At 58.4% G+C, this 22290-nt stretch carries 19 protein-coding genes; 12 read left to right on the top strand and 7 right to left on the bottom strand.

The genetic code is table 11. The annotated features are described in order from the left end of the window. The 7 genes from D3870_RS08540 (at position 1) to D3870_RS08570 (ending at position 7375) form a co-directional block, all read left to right on the top strand. A complete protein-coding gene (locus D3870_RS08540; protein WP_242489909.1) occupies positions 1-1302 on the top strand; it encodes a branched-chain amino acid ABC transporter permease in 1302 nt (433 codons plus the stop codon). Beyond that, on the top strand, positions 1299-2063 hold the full coding sequence (locus D3870_RS08545) for an ABC transporter ATP-binding protein (protein ID WP_119738279.1): 765 nt from the start codon (positions 1299-1301) through the stop codon (positions 2061-2063). Before D3870_RS08540 ends, D3870_RS08545 begins: the two co-directional genes overlap by 4 nt. A gap of 9 nt (positions 2064-2072) precedes the next feature. Further along, positions 2073-2765, top strand: coding sequence for an ABC transporter ATP-binding protein (locus D3870_RS08550; protein WP_119741863.1), 693 nt, complete (start codon positions 2073-2075; stop codon positions 2763-2765). Next, positions 2765-3355, top strand: coding sequence for a gamma carbonic anhydrase family protein (locus D3870_RS08555; protein ID WP_119738280.1), 591 nt, complete (start codon positions 2765-2767; stop codon positions 3353-3355). The genes D3870_RS08550 and D3870_RS08555 overlap by 1 nt, the downstream gene beginning before the upstream one ends. A 241-nt stretch (positions 3356-3596) precedes the next feature. Beyond that, the gene (locus D3870_RS08560; RefSeq protein ID WP_158590411.1) at positions 3597-4757 is read left to right on the top strand and encodes an ABC transporter substrate-binding protein; all 1161 of its coding nucleotides are present in this window, start codon (positions 3597-3599) and stop codon (positions 4755-4757) included. A 160-nt stretch (positions 4758-4917) separates the two neighbouring features. After that, positions 4918-6996 carry a 3-hydroxyacyl-CoA dehydrogenase NAD-binding domain-containing protein gene (locus tag D3870_RS08565; RefSeq protein WP_119738284.1) on the top strand — a complete coding sequence of 693 codons (2079 nt, stop codon included), beginning with the start codon at positions 4918-4920 and terminating at the stop codon, positions 6994-6996. 25 nt (positions 6997-7021) lie between these two features. After that, complete coding sequence (locus D3870_RS08570) at positions 7022-7375, top strand: hypothetical protein (protein WP_119738285.1); 354 nt, start codon at positions 7022-7024, stop codon at positions 7373-7375. A gap of 74 nt (positions 7376-7449) precedes the next feature. On the opposite strand, the gene D3870_RS08575 is transcribed toward D3870_RS08570, so the two are convergent. After that, the gene (locus tag D3870_RS08575) at positions 7450-8247 is read right to left on the bottom strand and encodes a ferredoxin--NADP reductase (RefSeq protein WP_119738287.1); all 798 of its coding nucleotides are present in this window, start codon (positions 8245-8247) and stop codon (positions 7450-7452) included. A gap of 55 nt (positions 8248-8302) precedes the next feature. Here D3870_RS08575 and serA point away from each other — a divergent pair, with 55 nt between their 5' ends. Together serA and D3870_RS08585 are read left to right on the top strand one after the other, a co-directional pair. Continuing rightward, positions 8303-9502 carry a phosphoglycerate dehydrogenase gene (gene serA, locus D3870_RS08580; RefSeq protein WP_119741865.1) on the top strand — a complete coding sequence of 400 codons (1200 nt, stop codon included), beginning with the start codon at positions 8303-8305 and terminating at the stop codon, positions 9500-9502. Positions 9503-9599: 97 nt separating this feature from the next. Further along, positions 9600-9794 carry a hypothetical protein gene (locus D3870_RS08585; protein WP_119738289.1) on the top strand — a complete coding sequence of 65 codons (195 nt, stop codon included), beginning with the start codon at positions 9600-9602 and terminating at the stop codon, positions 9792-9794. 97 nt (positions 9795-9891) lie between these two features. Here the strand turns inward: D3870_RS08585 and D3870_RS08590 are convergent, their stop codons facing one another. Genes D3870_RS08590 through D3870_RS08600 form a run of 3 tightly spaced genes read right to left on the bottom strand, consistent with a single transcriptional unit; the run spans position 9892 to position 14444 of the window. Then, on the bottom strand, positions 9892-11274 hold the full coding sequence (locus tag D3870_RS08590) for a SpoVR family protein (protein WP_119738291.1): 1383 nt from the start codon (positions 11272-11274) through the stop codon (positions 9892-9894). A gap of 14 nt (positions 11275-11288) precedes the next feature. Further along, positions 11289-12440, bottom strand: coding sequence for a DUF444 family protein (locus D3870_RS08595; protein ID WP_242489910.1), 1152 nt, complete (start codon positions 12438-12440; stop codon positions 11289-11291). 54 nt (positions 12441-12494) lie between these two features. Then, a complete protein-coding gene (locus tag D3870_RS08600; protein WP_119738292.1) occupies positions 12495-14444 on the bottom strand; it encodes a serine protein kinase in 1950 nt (649 codons plus the stop codon). 464 nt (positions 14445-14908) lie between these two features. On the opposite strand from D3870_RS08600, the gene D3870_RS08605 reads away from it, so the two are divergent. The 3 genes from D3870_RS08605 (at position 14909) to D3870_RS08615 (ending at position 17093) form a co-directional block, all read left to right on the top strand. Next, positions 14909-15229 carry a hypothetical protein gene (locus tag D3870_RS08605; RefSeq protein WP_147375746.1) on the top strand — a complete coding sequence of 107 codons (321 nt, stop codon included), beginning with the start codon at positions 14909-14911 and terminating at the stop codon, positions 15227-15229. 62 nt (positions 15230-15291) lie between these two features. Then, complete coding sequence (locus tag D3870_RS08610; RefSeq protein ID WP_242489911.1) at positions 15292-16641, top strand: NAD(P)/FAD-dependent oxidoreductase; 1350 nt, start codon at positions 15292-15294, stop codon at positions 16639-16641. Positions 16642-16805: 164 nt separating this feature from the next. After that, a complete protein-coding gene (locus D3870_RS08615) occupies positions 16806-17093 on the top strand; it encodes a hypothetical protein (protein ID WP_147375747.1) in 288 nt (95 codons plus the stop codon). A gap of 80 nt (positions 17094-17173) precedes the next feature. Here the strand turns inward: D3870_RS08615 and D3870_RS08620 are convergent, their stop codons facing one another. Genes D3870_RS08620 through D3870_RS08630 form a run of 3 tightly spaced genes read right to left on the bottom strand, consistent with a single transcriptional unit; the run spans position 17174 to position 22072 of the window. Continuing rightward, positions 17174-19879, bottom strand: coding sequence for a bifunctional diguanylate cyclase/phosphodiesterase (locus D3870_RS08620; protein ID WP_119738299.1), 2706 nt, complete (start codon positions 19877-19879; stop codon positions 17174-17176). A gap of 7 nt (positions 19880-19886) precedes the next feature. Then, positions 19887-20666: a slipin family protein gene (locus D3870_RS08625; RefSeq protein WP_119738301.1), complete on the bottom strand. Its 780-nt coding sequence runs from the start codon at positions 20664-20666 to the stop codon at positions 19887-19889. A 2-nt stretch (positions 20667-20668) separates the two neighbouring features. Next, on the bottom strand, positions 20669-22072 hold the full coding sequence (locus tag D3870_RS08630) for an NfeD family protein (protein WP_119741869.1): 1404 nt from the start codon (positions 22070-22072) through the stop codon (positions 20669-20671). Between the last annotated feature and the right edge of the window lie 218 nt (positions 22073-22290).

Here is a 22290-nt window from a genome sequence, read left to right on the forward strand (position 1 = left end):
ATGAATACATTAACAATGAACAAGACGATTACTTACAAGCCCTTGAATCTGGCGCGCTGGCTGATCTGGTGCACGTTTGCGATCGCCCTGATCGTCGCGCCGCTGATTTTCAGCAAGGGCGCGTCGTTATCCCTGCTGTCGCAGATCGGCACCGTGATGATCTTCGGCCTGTCGTACAACATGCTGCTCGGGCAGGGCGGCATGCTGTCCTTCGGCCACGCGGTGTATTCCGGCCTCGGGGCATTCTTCGCGATCCATGCGATGAACCTCGCGACCAAGGGCGCGATCTGGATGCCGGTGTCGATGATCCCGCTGGTGGGTGGCGTGGCCGGGATGTTCTTCGGCATGCTGTTCGGTTACGTGACGACCAAGAAATCGGGCACCACGTTTTCGATGATCACGCTCGGCATCGTCGAACTGGTATTCGCATGCTCGCTGATGTTCCCGGAGTTCTTCGGCGGCGAGGGCGGCATTTCGACGAACCGCGTGTATGGCGACAAGTTCCTCGGCATTTCCTACGGTCCGCAGATCCAGGTGTATTACCTGATCGCGTTCTGGCTGTTCGTCAGCACGGTCGGCATGTACGCCTTCACGCAGACGCCGCTGGGCCGCATCATCAATGCGGTGCGCGACAACCCGGAGCGCGTCGAGTTCATCGGTTATGACACGCAATGGGCGCGTTATCTCACGCTGATCCTGTCCGGTTTCTTCGCCGGCATCTCGGGTGGCTTGTCGGCCATCAACTTCGAGATCGTGACAGCGGAAAACGTCAGCGCGATCCGTTCCGGCGCGGTGCTGCTGTTCACCTTCATCGGAGGCGTGGGCTTTTTCTTCGGCCCGATGATCGGCGCGGTGGTCGGCATTTTCCTGACGGTGATGCTGTCGGATTTCACCAAGGCATGGCAACTGTATCTCGGCGTGTTCTTCATCGTCATCGTGATGTTTGCGCCAGGCGGCATCGCCAGCATCATCATGTTGAACCTACGACTGGTGAAGTTCGACAAGTTCAAGCGCATCTGGCCCGCGCTGTGTGCCGTGTGTGCGGCGGCGCTGGTGGCGCTGATTGGTGTCGTGATGGTGATCGAGATGCTGTATCACCTGACGCTGGAATCGGTGCATGGCACCACGATGAAGCTGTTCGGCTTCACGGTGGATACCGCAACAACCCTGCCGTGGGCGATCGCGGTCGCGCTGCTGATTGCCGGCGGATTCGCGTCCTGGCGTACGGGACGGACATATCAACAAGTGTGGGGCGAAGTGAATACCGAAATTGAAGAAACGATTCGGAGGGCCGCAGCATGAGCGCGTATTCCCTTGAACTGAAAGACGTGCGCAAGAGTTTCGGCAAATCGGAAATCATCCGTGGCGCCAACCTCCAGGTGCCGAAAGGCGAACGCTTCGCGATCATCGGGCCCAACGGTGCCGGAAAATCGACGCTGTTCAACCTGATGTCGGGACGCTTCCCGGTGACATCCGGCGACATCCTCCTGAACGGCGAAAGCACGATCGGGCTCAAGCCGTTTGAAATCAATCGTCGCGGCCTGTCGCGCAGTTTCCAGATCACGAACATCTTCCATCGCCTGTCCGTGTACGAAAACCTGCGCTGCGCGGTGCTGTGGTCGCTGGGTTACAAGTATTCGTTCTGGCATCGCTTGAACGGCCTGAAGGATGCACACGAACGTGCCGAATCGGTGCTGGAATTGATCGGCCTGAAACGCCGCCGCGACACCTCAGCCGGTCTGCTGACCTATGCGGAGCAGCGCGCGCTGGAAATCGGCATCACGATCGCGGGCGGCGCAGAGGTGATTCTGCTGGACGAGCCGACCGCAGGCATGAGCCGTTCGGAATCCGATGCGGCAGTCGAACTGATCCGCAAGGTGACCGTCGGCAAGACCCTGTTGATGGTGGAGCACGACATGAGTGTGGTATTCGGCCTGGCCGACAAGATTGCGGTGGTCGTCTACGGCGAGGTGATCGCCTGCGACACACCGATCAACATCCGTGGCAACCAGAAGGTGCAGGAAGCATACCTTGGCGGCCATGCACCGGCGGAGGCGGCATAAATGACAACGATGCTTGAAATCAAGGACCTGCATGCCTTCTATGGCAAGAGTCACGTGCTGCACGGCGTCGACATGAACGTGAGAGAGGGTGAAATCGTCAGCCTGCTCGGACGCAATGGCGTCGGACGCTCCACCACCGTGAAGGCGACCATGGGTCAGGTCAGCGTGACCGGATCGATCCGCTTCAAAGGCGAGGAGCTGGTCGGCCTGAAGGCGTTTGAAGTCGCGCACAAGGGGCTTGGCTACGTGCCAGAGAACCGCGACATCTTCCCCGCGCTGACAGTTGAGCAGAATCTGATCCTCGGCGAAAAAAAGGGCAAGAAGTCTCGCTGGTCGATCAACGACATGTACAAGATGTTCCCCCGCCTGAAGGAACGTCAGCACACGCAGGCCGGCGTCCTGTCCGGCGGCGAGCAGCAGATGCTGACGCTATGCCGCACCCTGATGGGCGATCCCGACCTCATCATGATCGACGAGCCGACCGAAGGGCTGGCACCGAAGATCGTCGATCTGGTGGCGGAATACCTGAAGGAACTGAAGAACCGCGGCATCTCGGTGCTGCTGGTGGAGCAGAAGCTGGCGATCGCGCTGGAGATTTCGCAACGCGTTTATGTCATGGGACATGGCTCGATCGTGTTCGAAGGCACGCCGCAGGATCTGCGCACCAATACCGCCATCCGCAAGGAATGGCTGGAGGTGTAATGGCTGTCATCGGCCCCGATGTGGTTCTGCGTAATCCTGCGTATGTGCACGAAACCGCGCACTTGTACGGCAAGGTGACAGTGGAGGAGCATGCGTCGATCTGGATCAACGTGGTGGCGCGCGCCGAGCACAAGGAAATCGTGATCGGCCGCTATACCAACATCCAGGATTTCGTGATGCTGCACATCGGGGACGCGAGCGACACCATCATCGGCAATCATTGTTCGATCACGCATCACTGCACCATTCACGGCTGCACCATCGGCGACAATTGCCTGATCGGCATCAACTCGACGATCATGGATGGCTGCGTGATCGGCGATAACAGTATCGTCGCCGGTCACACCTTCCTGAAGGAAGGCACCATCATCCCGCCGAATTCGATTGTCATGGGTTCGCCGGGTAAAGTGACGCGCACGCAAAACAACTTCGTGCGCAACCGGCTGAATGCGTTTTTGTACTTCAAGAATGCGCTGGCTTATGCGTCAAGCGACTATCGTGCCTGGAGCAGCGCTTCCTTTCCCGCCGATGTGATGAAGGAAATGCAGCGGTTGAACGCCCTGATTGCCGGCGATGAAAGCGCTGGCTAATTTTCCTGCTCCTGTTTTGTGATCAAGATTTCTACGCGGTGTTGCGAAAAACACCCATGCAGTCCCGCTTCAGTTCGTTCATGATGCGTGTTGCAAACAGCATGGATATACTTGTCTTCCAGGCAACTGAAGCACGGCATCTCCACTCGGAGGATGGTCGTTGCCGCATTCATTTCACTGAGGGAGGAGCCAACAAATGTGGACTACATGTGGCCGCGCGCTGCTTTTCTGTGCGCTATCCGTGACTCACACGTTCAATTTCGCACAGACCGATCAAACACTGAAAATCGGCGTCTCCGGACCATTTTCTGGCGGCTCTGCCCCGATGGGCGACAGCATGCGCAATGGCATCCGCCTGGCGGTCGAAGAAATCAATAGTGTCGGCGGCATCAACGGCAGAAAAATCGAATTGATCGAGCGCGATGACGCGGCCAAGCCGGATGTCGGCGCAAAAATCGCGGACGAATTAACGCAAAAGAAAGTTGTTGCCACGATCGGCATCGTCAATACGGGCGTTGGACTGGCATCGATCGACGCGTATCAGAAGGCGAAAATTCCGCTGCTCGTGGCGGTATCTACCGGCACGATGCTTACGCGCAAATACGCGCCGCCAGCAGCACCGGAAAACTATATTTTCCGCATTTCGCCGACGCTCGATCTGGAAGCAAAGGTCGTTGTTGCTGACCTAAAGCGCAAAGGCATCAGCCGTGCCGCGATTCTCGCCGACGCTACCGCATTCGGCCAGGACGGTCTGAAGGCGTTTCATACGCAAGCCAGAACTGCCGGTATTGCGGTCGCCTTCGAGGAACGTTTCGAGATCGGCGATCAGGACATGAGCGGACAGATCAAGCGCGCCAGGGCCAGCGGCGCACAAGCGCTTGTCGTGTGGGGCATCGGCCCCGAGCTGGCGGCGATCGCCCGCAACAAAGAGGCGCTCGGCTGGAAAGTGCCGCTGCTGGGTAGCTGGACGCTGTCGATGCGCAGCTTTATCGACTTGTCGGGCAAGGCGGGGCAGGGGGCGTTGATGCCGCAAACCTTTATCCAGGATTTCGGCTCCGCGAGCAAGAACAGCTTCCTGCTCGCCTACGAAAGGATATTCAAGACGGACATGATTCCCTCACCCATGAGCGCGGCTCAAGGATACGATGGCATGCATTTGCTGTGTCTGGCCATTATTCAGGCGAATTCGACGGACGGCAGCAAGATCAAGGATGCGCTGGAAAATCTGAAAAGCCGCTATCAGGGCGTCATTACCAGCTATAACAAACCGTTTTCCGGAGAGGATCATGATGCGATCACGCACAACATGCTGCTGATGGGCGTTGTCGCTTCGGGGCGAGTTGATTATGCGTACACAGAGGATGAAAAACGGGGCGCGCTGCTGCGAATGAAAGCTCGGTAGAAGAGCGCTGCAACTCCGGAATACCGGCAGAGTCTATTTGTCTGCCGGATTTTTTTTATCTTAAAATAATACGATCGTTCTATTTTTGGGTATAGTTAAGCGTCACAAGAAAAAGCATGTTTTCAGGCTCCTACAGATAACTAATTGAAAAGGAAGAGATATGACTGCCGAATACAAGGTCAACGGCGCGGTTGCCATCATTACGCTCAACAATCCTCCGGTAAACGGCCTGGGTCATTCGACCCGCAGCGCGATTGTCGAAGGCATGAAGAAGGCTCTGGACGACAAGGCCGTCAAGGCGATCGTGATCACCGGCGCGGGCAAGGCATTTTCGGGCGGAGCGGACATCAAGGAATTCAATTCGCCCAAGGCATTGGCCGAACCGACGCTGCATACCGTGATCAGCGTGGTCGAAAATTCCGACAAGCCGGTGGTCGCAGCGATTCATACCGTGTGCATGGGCGGCGGACTGGAACTGGCACTGGGCTGTAACTATCGCGTGGCATCGCCGGGTGCGCAAATCGCGCTGCCGGAAGTCAAACTAGGCATTCTGCCGGGTGCCGGCGGCACACAGCGCCTGCCGCGCGTGCTGGGACTGGAGATGGCGCTCAACATGATCGTGTCCGGTACGGCAGTCCCCTCCGAAAAACTTGCAAAGAGTGCGCTCTTCAATGAATTGATCGAAGGCGATCTGATGCAAGGCGCGCTGGCATTCGCCAACAAGATTGCCGATGTGCGTCCGCTGCCGAAGGTGCGCGACATCAAGATCGACTATCCGAACCACGAAGCATTCCTGCAATTCTCCCGCAATACCGTCAAGGCAATGTCTGGCCCGTTCCCGGCACCGTTGAAGTGCGTCGAAGCCGTTGCTGCGGCCGTGACGAAGAAGTTTGACGACGGCATGAAGTTCGAACGCGAGTTGTTTGTGGAGCTGGTGCAGACCACCGAGTCCAAGGCCTTGCGCCACGCATTCTTCGGTGAGCGCGCAGCCAGCAAGGTGCCGGATGTGCCGGAAGATACGCCGACCCGCGCAATCAAGTCCGCAGCCGTGATCGGCGCGGGCACCATGGGCGGCGGCATTGCGATGAATTTCGCCAACGCCGGCATCCCGGTCAAGATCCTCGAAATGAAGCAGGAAGCGCTGGACAAGGGGCTGGCGACGATCCGCAAGAATTACGAAAACACGATGAAGAAAGGCAAGCTCTCGCCCGAGAAGTTCGAGCAGCGCGTCGGCCTGATTACCGGCACGCTGTCGTATGAAGAGATCGGCCAGGCGGACATCGTTGTTGAAGCCGTGTTCGAGGATATCGGCGTCAAGGAGCAGGTATTCAAGAAGCTCGACGAGGTGATGAAGCCGGGCGCGATCCTCGCGTCCAACACCTCGACGCTCGACGTCAACAAGATCGCCAGCTTCACCACGCGTCCGCAGGACGTGATCGGCTTGCACTTCTTCAGCCCGGCCAACGTGATGAAACTGCTGGAAATCGTGCGCGGTGCGAAGACCGGCAAGGACGTGCTGGCGACGTCGCTGCAACTGGCGAAGAAGATCAAGAAGACCGGTGTCGTGTCCGGCGTGTGCGACGGCTTCATCGGCAATCGCATGATCGAGCAGTACAGCCGTCAGGCAGGTTTCCTGCTGGAAGAGGGCGCGCTGCCGGAACAGGTGGACAAGGCGGTCGAGAAGTTCGGCTTCGCGATGGGACCGTTCCGCATGGGCGACCTGGCAGGCAACGACATCGGCTGGTATATCCGCAAACGCCGGTATGTCGAGAAGCCCGAAGTCACCTATTCGAAGACGGCCGACCTGCTGTGCGAAATGGGACGCTACGGCCAGAAGACCAGCGCCGGCTGGTACGACTACAAGCCGGGCGACCGCAAGCCGTATCCGTCGCAAGTCGTCAATGACATGATCATCAAGCACTCCGCCGATTGCGGCATCCAGCGCCGCAAGATCAGCGATCAGGAGATCGTCGAGCGCCTCGTGTACGCCCTCGTCAATGAAGCGGCATACATCCTCGAAGAAGGCATCGCGATGCGCGCATCCGACATCGACATGGTGTACCTGACCGGTTACGGCTTCCCGCTGTTCCGCGGCGGCCCGATGTGCTACGCGGATACGGTCGGTCTGCCGAATGTCTTGATGGCGATGGCGAAATACGCGAAGGGCCATGAAGGAGAGGCCTGGAAGCCTGCGCCATTACTGGCAAAACTGGCGGCGGAAGGCAAGACCTTCAACTGACCGAGGCTGTCCTTGCACAAGCCCGATGATCGGTGTCGCACGTCATGAAAACGCGCTGACCGGTGACAGCAGGGCTGATGAACCATTGATCAAGAAAGCGAGCTTCGGCTCGCTTTCTTTTTGTCCATCCGAAGCAAGCGGCAAGCACTGGAAACCGCTCTGGGTGCTGACGCACAGCAGGGGCAGCCAGCCCAGGTACTTCTCCTTCCATTACTCCTCTCATATGCTCCGCTCGTCGGTTGGGGTTGGAATCGGGCCGTATTTTCTGATCGACAAACCACGCAAGCCGAACGGCGAGGAATTCTCTTCCGTGTCTGCAATGGTTTCAGTCACCGCCGCGTATGCCATTTCGCCAACCTGGAACGCGCGGCTCCTGTGAAATCGGGTTGCGACCTCGTACGACCGGGACAGCGACGTGATCCTGTTCGCCTTGGGGTATCGGTTCTAACGGCATTACCAATAATTCTCCGTGACGAACTGGCCCGGCAGTGCGCGGCGAACGGGCCGCATGCCGCGCTGATGGAGTATGTGGCGCGTGTCTTCGATCATGACGGGATTGCCGCACAGCATGATGCGCGACGCTGATACGGAAAGAGCGATGCCAGCCTTTTTCTCCAGTTCGCCGTTATTGATCAGCGTTGTGATCCTGCCGTGCAGCCGCGCCGCCGGTTCGAGCAAGGCGGCTTCGCGCGTGGTGGAGCGGATGATCTGCAGCCGCGCCGGGGTGGCGATGGTCGCTGGCGGGCGGCGTTGCATGGCATCAAGCTCATTCTGGTAGGCGAGTTCGTTGGCGTGCCGTACGCAATGCACGAGGATGAGATTGCGAAATTTTTCCCAGACGAAAGCATCGCGCAAGATGGAAATATACGGCCCGATACCGGTACCTGTGGCCAGCATCCACAGGTCTTCGCCATCGACAAAGCGGTCCACGGTCATGAAGCCGTAGGTCTGTTTCTCTATCCAGATCGAATCGCCCGGCTCCAGCTTTCGCAACCTGGAAGTGAACAATCCGCCTTCAACGACGATCCCGTAAAACTCCAGTTGCTCTTCATGCGGCGCGGAGGTCATCGAATAGGCGCGCCAGACCTCGCCGCGTTCGTCGCTGAGCCCCATGCGCGCATATTGGCCCGCGGTAAAGGAATATCCGTCAGGTTTTGTGGTCGTAAACGTAAACAGGCTGTCGGTCCAGCGATGCAGGCTGGTGATGGTTTCCTGCGTGGCCTTTTGACTGGCATGCGGATCGGCATTCATCGGATACTCACATGAAATGTTGGCGGGCTCGTCGAACAAACAACCAGAGACTGCGATGGCAAAAATCGTTCTGCTCGAAAAAATTCACGCGAGTGCGGTCGAGCATCTGAAGAATGAAGGTTTTGACGACATTCTCCAGATTCCGTCCGCGCTGACCGGCAATGATCTGCTGGATGCGCTGGCCGATGCCGACGTGGTCGGCATTCGCTCGGGGACCCAGGTATCCGCCGACGTGCTGAACACCGTATCGCATCTGCGGGCCATCGGCTGCTTTTGCATCGGCACCAATCAGGTGAATTTGACTGCGGCCACTGCGCTTGGTATCCCGGTTTTCAATGCACCATTCTCGAACACACGCTCCGTGGCGGAGCTTGTCATTGCGCAAGCCATATTGCTGTTGCGTCGCATCCCGGAAAAAAATGCCCTCACACATCGCGGGAAATGGGACAAGACGGCGCAAGGCGCATATGAAGTACGCAACAAGGTGCTCGGCATTGTGGGATACGGCAATATCGGCGCGCAGGTTGGCATCCTTGCGGAAAGCGTCGGCATGCGTGTCCATTATTACGATGTCGAAAGCAAGCTTCCGCTCGGCAATGCGAAACCCGTGACAAGTCTCGAAGAATTGCTGGCACTGGCCGACGTCGTCACGCTGCACGTCCCTGGCGGCAGCGCCACCGAGAATCTGATCAATCGCGATCGACTGGCCGTCATGAAACCGTCCACGGTATTGATCAATGCGTCGCGCGGCGGCGTGGTGGAGATCGATGCATTGCATGATGCGCTGATCGAGAAGCGATTGGCTGGGGCTGCGCTGGATGTCTTTCCGGTCGAACCGCGCAACGAGACGGAAGAATTCACATCGCCATTGCGTGAACTCGATAATGTGATTCTGACGCCGCACATCGGTGGCAGCACGGAGGAAGCGCAAGAGAACATCGGCCGCGAGGTGGCAGACAAGCTGGTGCGTTTCCTCAAGGCAGGCACGACGCGCTGGGCCGTCAATTTCCCGGAAATCCGGCATGTGGAAAAAGACGCCCAAAGCCGCATCCTGCACGTGCATCGCAATGAGCCGGGTGTCATTGCCAGGATGAATGCGGATTTCGCCGAAGCGGGTCTGAATATCGTGGCACAGCATTTGCAGACAAAAGGGTCGATTGGTTATGTCATCACCGATGTGGATGCAGCAATTTCAGATGCCTTGTTGCAAAAACTGCGAAGTGAACCGGCAACCATCCGATGCGATCTGATTTGAGCAAGCGCGTAACTGTCAGTGATGCCGGAGAAAACTCTTTACTTATGGATAAACCGTTCTACTCTTTAATTGAGGCGCATGCCATTGCGGTGATGAGATGTGGCATCTCCTCGATAATCCGAAGCGAGCGCAACAGGACCATTCCGCCGAGTGCGTGATGGCAGTGACAATGAAAAAATCTTCTTTCTGGGTAATGCTTCTGCTGGATGCTTATGCGCTGGTCTGCATGGCAGCGCTATTGCTTCTGTTTGCGGAAGTCCGGATGCCCGCATTCAGTCTGACGCATAACTGAGATTGAGTAGTGCAGAAACACCCGGATGTCCGGCATGCTCAACATGCTCGGTGTGCAATGCGATATCCGGAAAAGGAATGCCGCCGCGGAAGGGCAGTCACAGCCTTCTGCTGGTAACCACGCGCGCTTCGCCGCGTTCGCCCACCGTATGCAGCGTCACTGGCCGTCTCCACACACGGCCGATATATTCCAGTACGCGTTCCGCGCGCGCGAGGTCGAGTCCGCGTCCATCGCTTTGATGGTCATGCAAAAGTTGCAAGCTGCCGTCCACATGAAGATGATTGGCAGCGATGCGCGGTGCGCCATAGTTGAACTTCGGCGCGAGAATCGCCTCATGCACCGCATGAATATCGCGCTCGACGATCCTGATATCTCCGTCGTCGCGCGCCTCATAGACAAACAGGTCAAGCTTGTCGATCAGCTCCGCGCTCAGATAATTGCGGACGAATCCGAAGTCATCTTCTTCCTTGCAGATCTGCCGTGCGGCTTCGAGTCCTTTCTTCTCGATGATGTCTTCCCAGATCGAGAACCCGAGGTGATAGGGATTGACTGCCAGTGCGAGCTGACGCTCGGACGCGTAAGGACGCACGACATCGGAATGCGCTTTGATCGCTGAAAGATAAAGATCGTGCGGCAAAAAATCCGCCTCGCGCAGCAAGCGTGCATGCCAGTACGATGCCCATCCTTCATTCATGATCTGGCATGCGAATACCGGATAGAAATAGAACGACTCTTCACGTACGGCAAGGAAGATGTCGCGTTCCCAATCCTCCATGTCCGGCGCATAGTGCGCGATGAACCACAGCAAGTCGTATTCCGGCTGCGGCGGGACTGATGCGCGCGGCGGAGGCGATCGCATCCCTTGCACCGGCTTCTCTCCAGGCAGATTGTGATAACGCTTCTGGAATACATCCGGTTCCGGCAAGAGCTCCGCTTTCGGCGTCTGCACAGGGTACAGAGAGCGGTGCAGCTCCCTGTTGGTATCGATGTGCGGTTCGAGCGCAAGCGCGGCATCGAGCACCTCTTCCACCTGTTCCTGTCCATGGACGTTGATTGCGTTTTCGATCCGATGCGCGCGCGCTGCAGCTTCCTCGAGAATGTGGCCGCCCGCCATTTGCATGAACTGCGCGAACAGGTGATTGTTTTTTGCAAAGTCCGCGTGGCCCAGCACATGGGCGGTGACCAGTGTGTTTTCCGGGAGCGTGTTGTTGTTGACCAGGAAGGCGCGGCATGGATCGCCAGGGAACATCACTTCGAAGATGCGCGAATGCCCCATGCCTTGCCGGATCAGTTGATGGATATAACGCACCCCGAACGACCAGTGATGCATGCGCACAGGCAAGCCGTAGACCGCAATTTCCATCATGAAATTGTTGGTCACGAGTTCGAAATCGACCGGGAAGTAATCCAGTCCTTGTTCGCGCGCGAGCTTTTCGATCCGCGCCGAATAGTCCTTCAGGGAATCAACATCGGTGCACATGGAGTCGTCTTTCCTTATTCAGCCTGCTGCCGCACAAAGAATTTGCGTATCGCCTTCCACACATCATCGTGGCGGGTGAGCGCGCAGTTGCCGATCGGTGCGCCGGTGCGTTCAAGGTCGGAGCACAGCATTTTCATCTCGGTTTCGCTGGTGCGCGGCGAACCGGGAACGGTTTCGACGTAACCGATATAGTTCAGCAAGCCGCTCAGTTTCGTCAGACTCTCGATCGCTGCGGGACGGTCTTCGGTAAAGTTTTCACCATCGGATGCATAGAACAGATAGCCGTTGTATTGCGCCGGATCGTATTCGTTCTCGATGATGTCGAGCGCGAGCCTGAATGCCGTCGATGCGCCGGTACCGCCGGTGCCGCTGACATTAAAGAATTCGCCTTCGGAGAATTCCCATGCCTGCGTCGTGTGGGCGATGAAGCGCGTTTCCACTTTTGCGTATTTGCGTCGTATGCCTTGCAGGACGAAGAAGAAGAAGCTCTTCGCCAGCTTGCGTTCGGCATCGGTCATGCTGGCGGAAACATCCAGCGCGAACAGGACGACCGCATTCGTCGCCGGTTTGCGCCGCTGCACCAGCTGCCGGAACCGCAGATCGTCATTCGTGAACGGTACCGGGTCTTCCTGAATGGCGCGCCGCTTGACGGCTTCCTTCACGGTGCGGCGGCGATCCAGTCGCGCACGCGCGCCGCGCTTGTCCCAGCCTTCGCGCACCATCTCATCGTCATCGACGCTTGTGTTGCGCTTGGGTTGGAGGTCGGGCAACTGCAGCTCTTCCCACAGCCAGTCGATGATGTCATCGATCTTGAACTCCAGAAGCAGCTTGATTTCGCCCTCATCATTGCCGCCTTCGCCATCTTCTTCCGCCGAATCCGGCTGCGCCTGGCGCAGGATGTCGCCGGGGCTGCCTTTGCCCTGACCGGCGCTGGATTGAGAATGCGGATCGGCCAACCTGAAGCGCGCATGCTCCAGCAACCGTACCGGAATCTGTACGGTACGGTCTTGCGAGCCGGTAATGACGTCGGGGCCGGTGACGAGATTGGGCAGGTTCCGCTGCACCGCTTCACGCACCTTCTCGTTGTGGCGCAACCAGTCGCGCGCACCGCGGGAAAACAAGTCATACCACGGCGTTTCAACAGACATCGTAATGTGGTCAGCCATATCGAGATTCCAATACACCACGTTCGCGCGTGATGCGGCACCATGAGCGTGCCGTCATTCCTGCGCCATCAGCGTGGTGACATAGTTCAGCGCCTCACGGGCACTGTGGCTGTCGTAGCCGTATTCATCGACCAAACGTTTTTCGACGACAGAAATCTTTTGCTTCACTTCCTCATCCGGGCGCGTGCTGGAACTCACCAGCCGCAGCACATCGCGCCGTTGCTCGAACAGGTATTGCTGCACCGCGTTGTGCAATTGCGCATGGCTGTCGAGCGTGAATTTTTCCCCGCGCTTGTATGCACCCATCGCCTTGCGCACGACTTCCTGGCGGAAGGACTGCTTGCCGGAGTCGGAGATGTGAATCTTTTCCTCCACCGCGCGCAGGAAACGTTCGTCCGGCTTGCGTTCCTCGTTGGTGATCGGATCCTTGATCTGCCGGTTGTCGAGCATGGCTTCCACTTCATCCAGATACTTGTCGAGCAAGTCCTGCGCCTCCTGTTCGAACGAAACAAACAGCGCCTTGTGCACGTCTTCCTTGACCCAACGGTTGTAGAAATCCTTGCGCGCCAACACCAGATAATCGACCCACTTGCGTTTCTTCTTTGGGTCGATGCGGGCGTCGTTTTCGATCGCATCCTTGATGGCGAGCAGCACATCCATGGTGGTCAGGCTTTTGACATTGGATTGGATGATGGCGTTCGACAGCGCGTTGATGACGAAGCGCGGCGAGATGCCGGCCAATCCTTCGTCCGGCGTTTTCTGTTTCATGCGTTCCACATCGGCATGCGCGTAACCTTCCACCTCCTCGTTGCCGTAGAGACGGACTTTCTTGCTCAGCTCAAATTCCTTTTCCTCGCTTTCGTGCAGGCGGGTGAGGATGGCGAACACCGCCGCCGCATGCAGCGTATGCGGATCGAGGTGCACTTCGCGGAACGCCGGCGCGGCGGACGAAATGAGCTTCTTGTAAATTCGTGCCTCATCCTTGTAATTCAGCGTGTACGGCACCTGGATGATGACCATGCGGTCCAGCAGCGCTTCGTTCTCGCTCTCCTGCAGGAAGCGGCGGAACTCGGCAAGATTGGTATGCGCCAGAATCGTTTCGTCGAGATAGATCAGCGGGAAGCGCGACACCTTCACATTCTTTTCCTGCGTCAGCGTCAGCAACAGGTACAGGAACTCGCGCTTGACCTTCAGGATTTCGATCATTTCCAGCAAGCCGCGGCTGGCCGCATAGACCGCACCGGACCACGACCAGGCACGCGGATCGCCTTCGTCGCCGTATTCCGCAACCTTGGACAAATCCACGGAGCCCACCAGATCGGCGAGATCCGCCGTGGTGGGGTCGTGCGGTGCGTACGTGCCGATCCCGACCCGTCCCGCTTCCGAGATGAAGAGCCGTTCCACCGGCATTTTCATGAAATCGCCGCTGTACTCGCTTTCGAGCCGTGAACGGCAATGCGGACAGACTTCGCCCTTGATCTCGACTCCGTAGGTTTCACGGAACGAGGCACGCAGGGAATGCGGGATCAGATGCAGCGGCGATTCATGCACCGGGCAGCCCTTGACCGCGTAGATCGCGCCCGCGTCGGTGAAGCTGTACTCTTCCAGCCCGCGCTTCAGGAGAATCACGAGTGTTGATTTGCCGCCGGAGGGCGGGCCGAGAAGCAACAGCAGCCGGCGGCCGACTTCAGATCCTGCCGACGCGGCCTTGAAGTAGTCGACCACGCGGGCGATCGATTCGTCGATCCCGAACAGCTCCTCGTCAAACAGGCGGCAACGAAAAGCGCCGTTCTCATCCTCGGAACTCATCCACCGAATCATGTCCCACATGTACTGATGCGAGCTGCGCGCGACGCCCTGCGGGTCGCTCGGGAGAATCTCCTCCAGAAAACTGGAGAGACCACCCGACCAGTACACGGCGTGGTGGTTCTTTGTGAAGTCCACCAGGCTTTTGAGAAAACTCTCTTTCCGGTCGCTTTGGTGGAGGTTTGCTTGATTCGTCATCGTGTGTTCCCCGTCAGGTGATTGGGATGTAACTGATGGACATTCGAAAGCGGGTAATGTTTCTCCAGTTCTTGGTTTAAGTATAGGGCGCTGCCGAAAAATCGAATGCTGATCACAGTCAATGAATTCATCGTCACGTGGGTCGAAACCTGTCGCCGTCAACAGACCACTCATGAGCAAGTGTTAGCAAGATGCGTGCAAGCGGTGATGCGAAGAACGCTTTCGTCAATAACGCAAATTTCGTCTCGTCGGCGGCACGGCAAGTTTCAATGGTTTGAACTGGTCTTGCATGTACTTGAAGCATGCCTGTTGAACCCGGTACATAGATGTATACGCTCGAACCCATTTCAAGAGAAGAGATGTTTCAAGCTGTGTCAAGCAAGTGAGTCCGCTTTCGCGGAAAAGATTCCATCCCGGAAGTTGATGTACGTCACTTCAATGCCGGTTGACAGGATCAAACTGAATTGCCGGACATGAAGGAGGCGGCTCTTCCAGAAAGCGTGCTGGGCAAACTGTCCGACATGTCGCCGGGGGAAATGCGCAAGGCCTTGCTCGACGGCATGAGCTTTGCCGTGACGGCAGGCCGGAATACGCTGATCGTGGACGACGTGCGTTTTAAATCCGATGGATGCAAGCGCAAGATAGGTTTCCGAGACCATCAGTTCCCGCCGCATCACTTCCTGCGCATTATTTCCTGCGCATTATTTCCTGCGCATTATTTCCTGACATCTCACTTCAGGCTTCCCCGTTGCCGTCATGACCGCTCGCATTCCATCATAAAATGACTGCGGCGCAATCAAACATCTCAACTTCAGAAAGCCGGACTATCTTGAACAAGAAAAATTCATTGCCTGAAGCAATTTCGCGCGCGCAGGATGTAGCGACGCCGCATCGCATCGTCATCGTCGGCGGCGGGGCAGGGGGGCTGGAACTTGCGACGCAACTCGGCGACAAGCTGGCCAGACGCGGAGAACTGGAGGTCGTGCTGGTCGATCGATCGCCGACGCATCTATGGAAACCCCTGCTGCATGAAGTCGCAGCCGGCAGTCTCGACATCCATACTCACCAGGTCGAATACATTGCCCAGGCGCGCTGGCATCACTTCGAATTTCAGCAGGGCGAGCTGGTCGCGCTGAACCGGGAAGCGAAACGGATCACGGTCGGTGCGAGCTTCGACATCGATGGCGTCGAGATCCTGCCGCAGCGCGATATTACCTACGACACGCTGGTGCTCGCGATCGGCAGCGTGACCAGCTTCTTCGGCGTGCCCGGCGCGGAAGAGAATGCGATTGCGCTGGACACCATGGCCCAGGCAGAACGCTTCCGCCGCCATTTGATCGCGGCCTGCATGCGCGCGCAAAACAAGCTGGGCGAGCAGGCAGCGCATGAGCGGCCGCAAGTCAACATCGCGATCATCGGCGGCGGCGCAACCGGGGTCGAACTTTCCGCCGAACTGCGCAACACCGCGCAGGTGCTGCGGGCGTATGGCCTGCACCAGCTCGACCCGGTGCGCGACGTGCGCATTTCCGTCATCGAGGCCAGCCCGCGCATCCTCGCTGCATTGCCGGAGCGGGTATCCGTCGAGACCACCAAGCTCCTGCGCAAGCTCAACATCGATGTGCTGACGGCGGAGCGCGTCACCGAAATCCAGAAGCGCGCGGTACTGACCGCAAGCGGAAAGAATCTTCCGGCCGATCTGATCGTCTGGGCAGCGGGCATCCGCGCGCCGGACGTGCTGGCGACACTGGGTCTGCCGGTCAACAGACAGGGGCAGGTCATCGTGTCACAAACCCTGCAAACGGAAGTCGATCCGAGCATCTTCGCCTTCGGCGACTGCGCCAGCTGCCCATCGCGTGAAACCGGCAAGCCGGTGCCGCCGCGCGCGCAAGTCGCGCATCAGCAGGCGACCTTCCTGTTCAAGGCATTGCGCCACCATCTGGCCGGAAAATCCTTGCCCGAATTCGAATTTCGCGATCTCGGTTCGCTGGTCTCGCTGGGGCGTTTCAGCGCAGTCGGCAATCTGATGGGAAACCTGATCAGCGGTTCCCTGTTTGTGGAAGGCATTCTGGCGCGCCTGCTGTACACCTCGCTGTATCGCATGCACGTGATGGCGCTGTCGGGATTCTGGCGCATGACGCTCGATACGCTCACGCACTGGCTGCGACGCAAGACGGCACCACGCATCAAGCTGCATTGAGGCGCACGTCCGGATTGCACGAACATGCTGTCATGCAAGCATGTTCGTGCAATCCACGCGATCCGCCGTGATTTTCGGCGATCAAAGAAACTGAAGTACGCGCGCGCAGTCATATTTCATGTCTGACACTCTGTATTCCCTTCGGTAAACTTTTGGAGATCAGCATGAAAAAAACGCTACTCATCGCGTTGATATCCCTTTTTTCGGCGGCTGCAAGTGCAGCGACGCCAGCCCCGACCAGCACTCTCACCGAGAGCACCGATCCAGCAAAGATTGCCGACGTCGAGCGCAGGGCGGAGGAAATGCGTTCGCGTCAGCTTGAAACCTCGGGCGACTCGGGGACGAAGTCCGGCAAGCAGGGAAAGCATGACGGCGCCAAGAAGCCTGCGGCAAAGCCGGGCAAGGACGCCGGCAGTACATCAGGTGCCGCCGACACGGGTACGAAGCAATAGCCTTGAAAATAGCCTTGAATAGCGCGGGTTAGCGACACTGCAGCCGGGTGGCATGCCGCCAACCCGGCGCGCCACGCCGCTCAGGCCGTGGACGGGAAAAACCATTTCGGCAGAATCGGCTGCGTTTCCGACGGCGGCAGCGGCTTCGAAATGTAGAACCCCTGTATCTCGTCGCAGCGCAGCGACTTCAGAATCCTGATCTGCCGCTCGTTCTCGACACCTTCCGCGACGACGCGCATTCCCAGTGCATGCGCCATGGTGATGATGGCGGCGAACAGCACGTTGCCTTGCTCCGATTTTTCCAGCCCGGCAGTAAACGCACGATCAACCTTCAGCACGTCGAAATCCAGACTTTGCAGCTGCGACAGCGACGAATAACCGGTTCCGAAATCGTCCACCAGCAGCTTGATGCCCATGCCCTGAATCGCCGCCAGCACCTCGGACACCTCGCCGCCGTGGCTCATCATCGACGATTCGGTCACTTCGATCTCCACCAGGCGCGCCGCAACGCCATGATGCGCAAGCGATTCCGCGAGCAGTTTCGGCACATCGGTCTTGTCGAACTGACGCGGCGAGACGTTGATCGAGACAGGCACAAGCTCCTGGCCGGTCTTTGCCCATCGCGCCAGCTGCGCGCACACTTTCTCTATCGCCAATGCGCCGAGGCCCGCGATCAATCCGGTTTCCTCGGCCAGCGGGATGAAATCAAGCGGCTCCAGCAAGCCTTTGGACGGATGCTGCCAGCGCACCAGTGCTTCCATGCTGGATGTCGTCCCGGTCGAGATGTCCACGCGCGGCTGGTAATACATGAGGAATTCGTCGTTCTCGATGGCGCGGCGCAAGTCATCCTCCTTGTCGTGCCGGGCGCGCAGCTTTTCGTAGTACTTCTGATCATAGAAGCGGTAGTTCGACTTGCCGCCGGTCTTGACGGAATACATCGCGATATCGGCATTCTTCAGCAGCGTGTCGGCGTCCGATCCGTCGGAAGGAAAGATGCTGATACCGATTGACGTACCCACCGAACGCACGCCCTGGGTCAATCGAAAACCCTCCTGAAAGGCATGCAGCACGCGCCGCGCAACGTGCGCTGCATCGCTGCGCTGTGCGATGTCTTCGATGATGACGACAAACTCGTCGCCGCCGATCCTGACCACCTTGTCGTGCGGCCGCACCGCGACCTTCAGACGGCGCGCCGCAATCTTCAACAGTTCATCGCCCGCCGCATGCCCCATCGTGTCATTGACCGCCTTGAAGCCGTCCAGATCGATGAAGAGCAGGGCGTGCATGTCGCCATCGGGCGCGGAGCGTTCGATCATCGCCGGAAGATAACTCTGCGCCCAGTGCCGGTTCGGCAGTCCGGTCAATGCATCTTCGTTGCCGCGCCGCTCCAGTTCTTCGACATGCTCTCTGGCATCGCTGATGTCGCGCAAGGTCATCGCCAGATCACCGCCCGAGCGCACGATCTTCAAATGGATCCAGCGCAAGACAACCGGGCTTCCCGCGGACACCTTGATGTCGTTTTCGAATGCGCCCGTTTCCAGCGCCTGCCGCATGCCGATCAACAGACGGGGTGGGCCGGCATTCTGGTAAATGGCGGAAATGCGTTTGCCGATCAATTCTTCGCGCCGATGCCGCAGAAACTCCGCTCCCCTCTGGTTGCAATCGATGATCTCGAAATCGCTGACCTCCGCACCGCCGCTGCGGATCGGCCGCGCGATATAAAACCCTTCGTTGCCGCCTTCGGTCGCCATGCGATAGGTTGCCTGGGTCAGCACCAGCTGGTGCTTGCGCCAGGCCAGCCGCATCGACAGCACCAGCCCCGTCAGCATGAATGCGAGCAGGCCCGCCGTGGCCCACAAGGCATCCCGGATCGACGACGCGTGATGGTTCCAGTACGAGGCGAATGCCGTTTTTTCGTCGATACCTGCGATCGCGATCAAGGGATATCCGTCAACCGGATGCCAGCCGATGTAACGGTTGCGCTCGTCGCGGAACCAGTCGCGCCCGTTGAACAATGCGCTTCCGCTTTCCGAAAGGAAGCGCGGCATCCGGAGCAGCGCCGGCGTCTGCACCGGATAAGGGCTACTGCCGATGCGGGTCGCGCGGATCAGCTTGTCGAAACCGACGAGCGCAAGCAAGCCGGAATCCCCCAATGTGGCTGTGTCGTAGCCGGCGGTCAGATAAGCCGGTATGACCGACACCATGACCACGCCATCGAAAGCGTTGTTCTTGTCCCTCAGCTGACGCGAGAAGTGAATGACATTCTTTCGCTCCGACTCGCTGTAGAGCGCTTGTCCGATGTAGAACGAATCCGAGAGTGCGCTCTTCTGGAGCGCGAAGTACGGGCGATCCGTCGCATCAACGTCCAGCGCGTCGGGAATGGTCGTCGTCAGCACTTTCCCATTGCGGTCAAGAATATAGACGTTGAACAGATAGGAAGGCGGAAAGAGGCCGCGCTTGCTGATGTCCTCAAGGCGGAGCTTTCCACCGGACAATTCCCATTCGTATTTCACGTGCAAAAGAATCTGATCGACTGCCTCGAGCGTGCGGACGAGTTGATCCGCATAGGTGCGTGACAATATTTCCGCCTCATGCAGGACAACGGTTTCGCGCTCGATCCGCTGCTCGTCCAGGCTGGACAGCAATAGTTGCCAACCGATCAAGCCAACGAGGAGTGCGCCGAGCGGCCATGCGAACAGCAGCCGTGAACTGCCGCGAAGAAAATGCAGCTTTCGAAACGGAGCCGTCAGCCTGGTGACGATGCCAAAAGATGTCAGCGCATTCATGGAAAGATCAGGTGATGGCGGGGCCCGGCGGTGGTTTTTCCCTCATGTCAATCATGCCGCTCAACAACTCGATCGGCAGCGGGAAAACGATCGTCGAAGACTTGTCGCCGGCGATCGTGCTCAAGGTCTGCATGTACCGCAACTGCATCGCCCCCGGCTGCTGCGCCAGCACGTGTGCGGCCTGCATCAGTTTTTCCGATGCCTGCAATTCGCCCTCTGCATGGATCACCTTGGCGCGCCGTTCGCGTTCCGCTTCGGCCTGGCGGGCAATTGCGCGCACCATCGATTCGTTCAGATCGACATGCTTGATTTCCACGGTCGTCACCTTGATTCCCCACGCATCGGTTTGCGAATCCAGCACCTGCTGGATATCGATATTGAGCCGTTCGCGCTCGGCCAGCATGTCGTCCAGCTCATGCTTGCCGAGTACCGAGCGCAAGGTCGTTTGTGCAAGCTGGCTGGTGGCTTCGAAAAAATTGGCGACCTGAATGATCGCCTTTTCCGGGTCGACCACGCGGAAATAGAGAACGGCATTGACCTTCACCGACACGTTGTCGCGCGAAATCACATCCTGCGTCGGCACGTCGAGCACCACCGTGCGCAGGTCTACGCGCACCATCTGCTGGATGCCCGGAATCAGCAGCACCAATCCCGGCCCCTTGACTTTCCAGAATCGTCCGAGCTGGAACACGACGCCGCGCTCGTACTCGCGCAGGATGCGGATCGAGGTAACGATGAACGCGATGACAAGCGCCGCAAGGGCGCCGAATCCGAACTCGAAGAACATGCTCACTCTCCTTTGTCATGATTGCCGAGGGGCGCGACTTCCAGCACCAGTCCGTTGCGCGACAGTACTTTTACCTTTTGCGCGCTTTGCAGCGGTGTCTTGCTGACGACCCGCCAAATCTCGCCGCGCACGCGCGCCCATGCCGTGTCGTCCAGCACTTCCGCAACCATGCCGATCATTTCGCGTTCGCCGATGACGACCTTGCGCCTGTGCGTCTTTGCCGCGACGGTGACGATGGCCGCAATCAGCAAGGCATTCAATGCAGCGATGCTGACAATCAGTGCAAACGGAATGCCGAACCCCGGCAACTCGGTGTCGATCAGAATCACCGCGCCGAACACAAAGGCAATGATGCCGCCCAGTCCGAGCGTGCCGAAACTCGGAAAGAATGCTTCTCCGATCATGAATGCGAGTCCCAATACGATCAGCGCCAGCCCCGCGTAATTGACGGGCAACAACTGCAACGCATACAGCGCAAGCAGCAGGCAGATGCCTCCCAGCACGCCGGGCAGCACCATGCCGGGCGTCATGAATTCGAACAGCAAACCGTAGACACCGATCGCCAGCAGGATGAGCGCGATGCCGGGATCGGTAATCACGGCAAGAAAACGCACCCGCCAGTCAGGCGCGTAGCGTATTTGCGGCGCAGCGGATGTCTGCAGTGTTCTATCCTGTCCCTGCACATTGACCTTCTTGCCGTCGAGCTGCTGGAGGAGATTCGCCAGATCGGTCGCAACATAATCCACCACATGCTGCTGCAAGGCATCTTCGGACGAGAGGCTCACCGCTTCGCGCACCGCCTTCTCCGCCCATTCCATGTTCCGCCCGCGCATTTGCGCAAGCCCGCGGATGTAGGCGGCGGCATCGTTGACCTGTTTGCGCGTCATGGGCTGGCCGGTCAGCGTTTCAGGCGGTTTTCCCTCGTCCGGCTTCTTGCTCTTGTCGTTCTTGTCATTCTTTTCGTCCTTTTTTCCCGTTGCCGGCTTGTCGGGCGCGGCCGGTTCGGGGCTGCCGCCGATTTGCACCGGAGTCGCTGCTCCGAGATTCGTGCCCGGTGCCATGGCGGCAATATGGCTCGCGTACAGGATGTACGTGCCGGCGCTGGCGGCGCGCGCGCCGCTCGGCGCGACAAAGGCCGCGACCGGCACCGGCGATGCCAGGATGGTTTTGATGATGGAGCGCATTGACGTGTCGAGCCCGCCAGGCGTATCGACCATGAGTACCACGAGCTGCGCGCCATCACGTGCAGCTCGCGTGATTCCGCGATTGATATAGTCCGCGGAGGCGGGCGCGACTGCGCCGTCGAGCGTCAATATGACCACCGGCGCGGGGGCCGCATGGACACTGCAACACAGCGCGGCGAAGCCCAGAATCACCGCAATCCGACGAATGAAGGAGCCGTTCATCATTTCAAGCCAGGTTTGGCGCAGCGATGTCGCAATCGGTTGGCGCGCCCATACTCACCATACTCATCTTAGGTAAATTTTGCCCACGGCAGGCAATCTTTGGATGTGACGGCACGCGAGTCCGGCATGGCCGTTGCAACCGGAAATACTCACTTTTTAGCGCGCCGGCGCGCCTTGCGTATTGTGTTGCGCCAAATGATGCGGTGACGCGAACCAGA

It is taken from the genome of Noviherbaspirillum cavernae (genome assembly GCF_003590875.1).
In the GTDB taxonomy this organism is placed as follows: Bacteria; Pseudomonadota; Gammaproteobacteria; order Burkholderiales; family Burkholderiaceae_D; genus Noviherbaspirillum; species Noviherbaspirillum cavernae.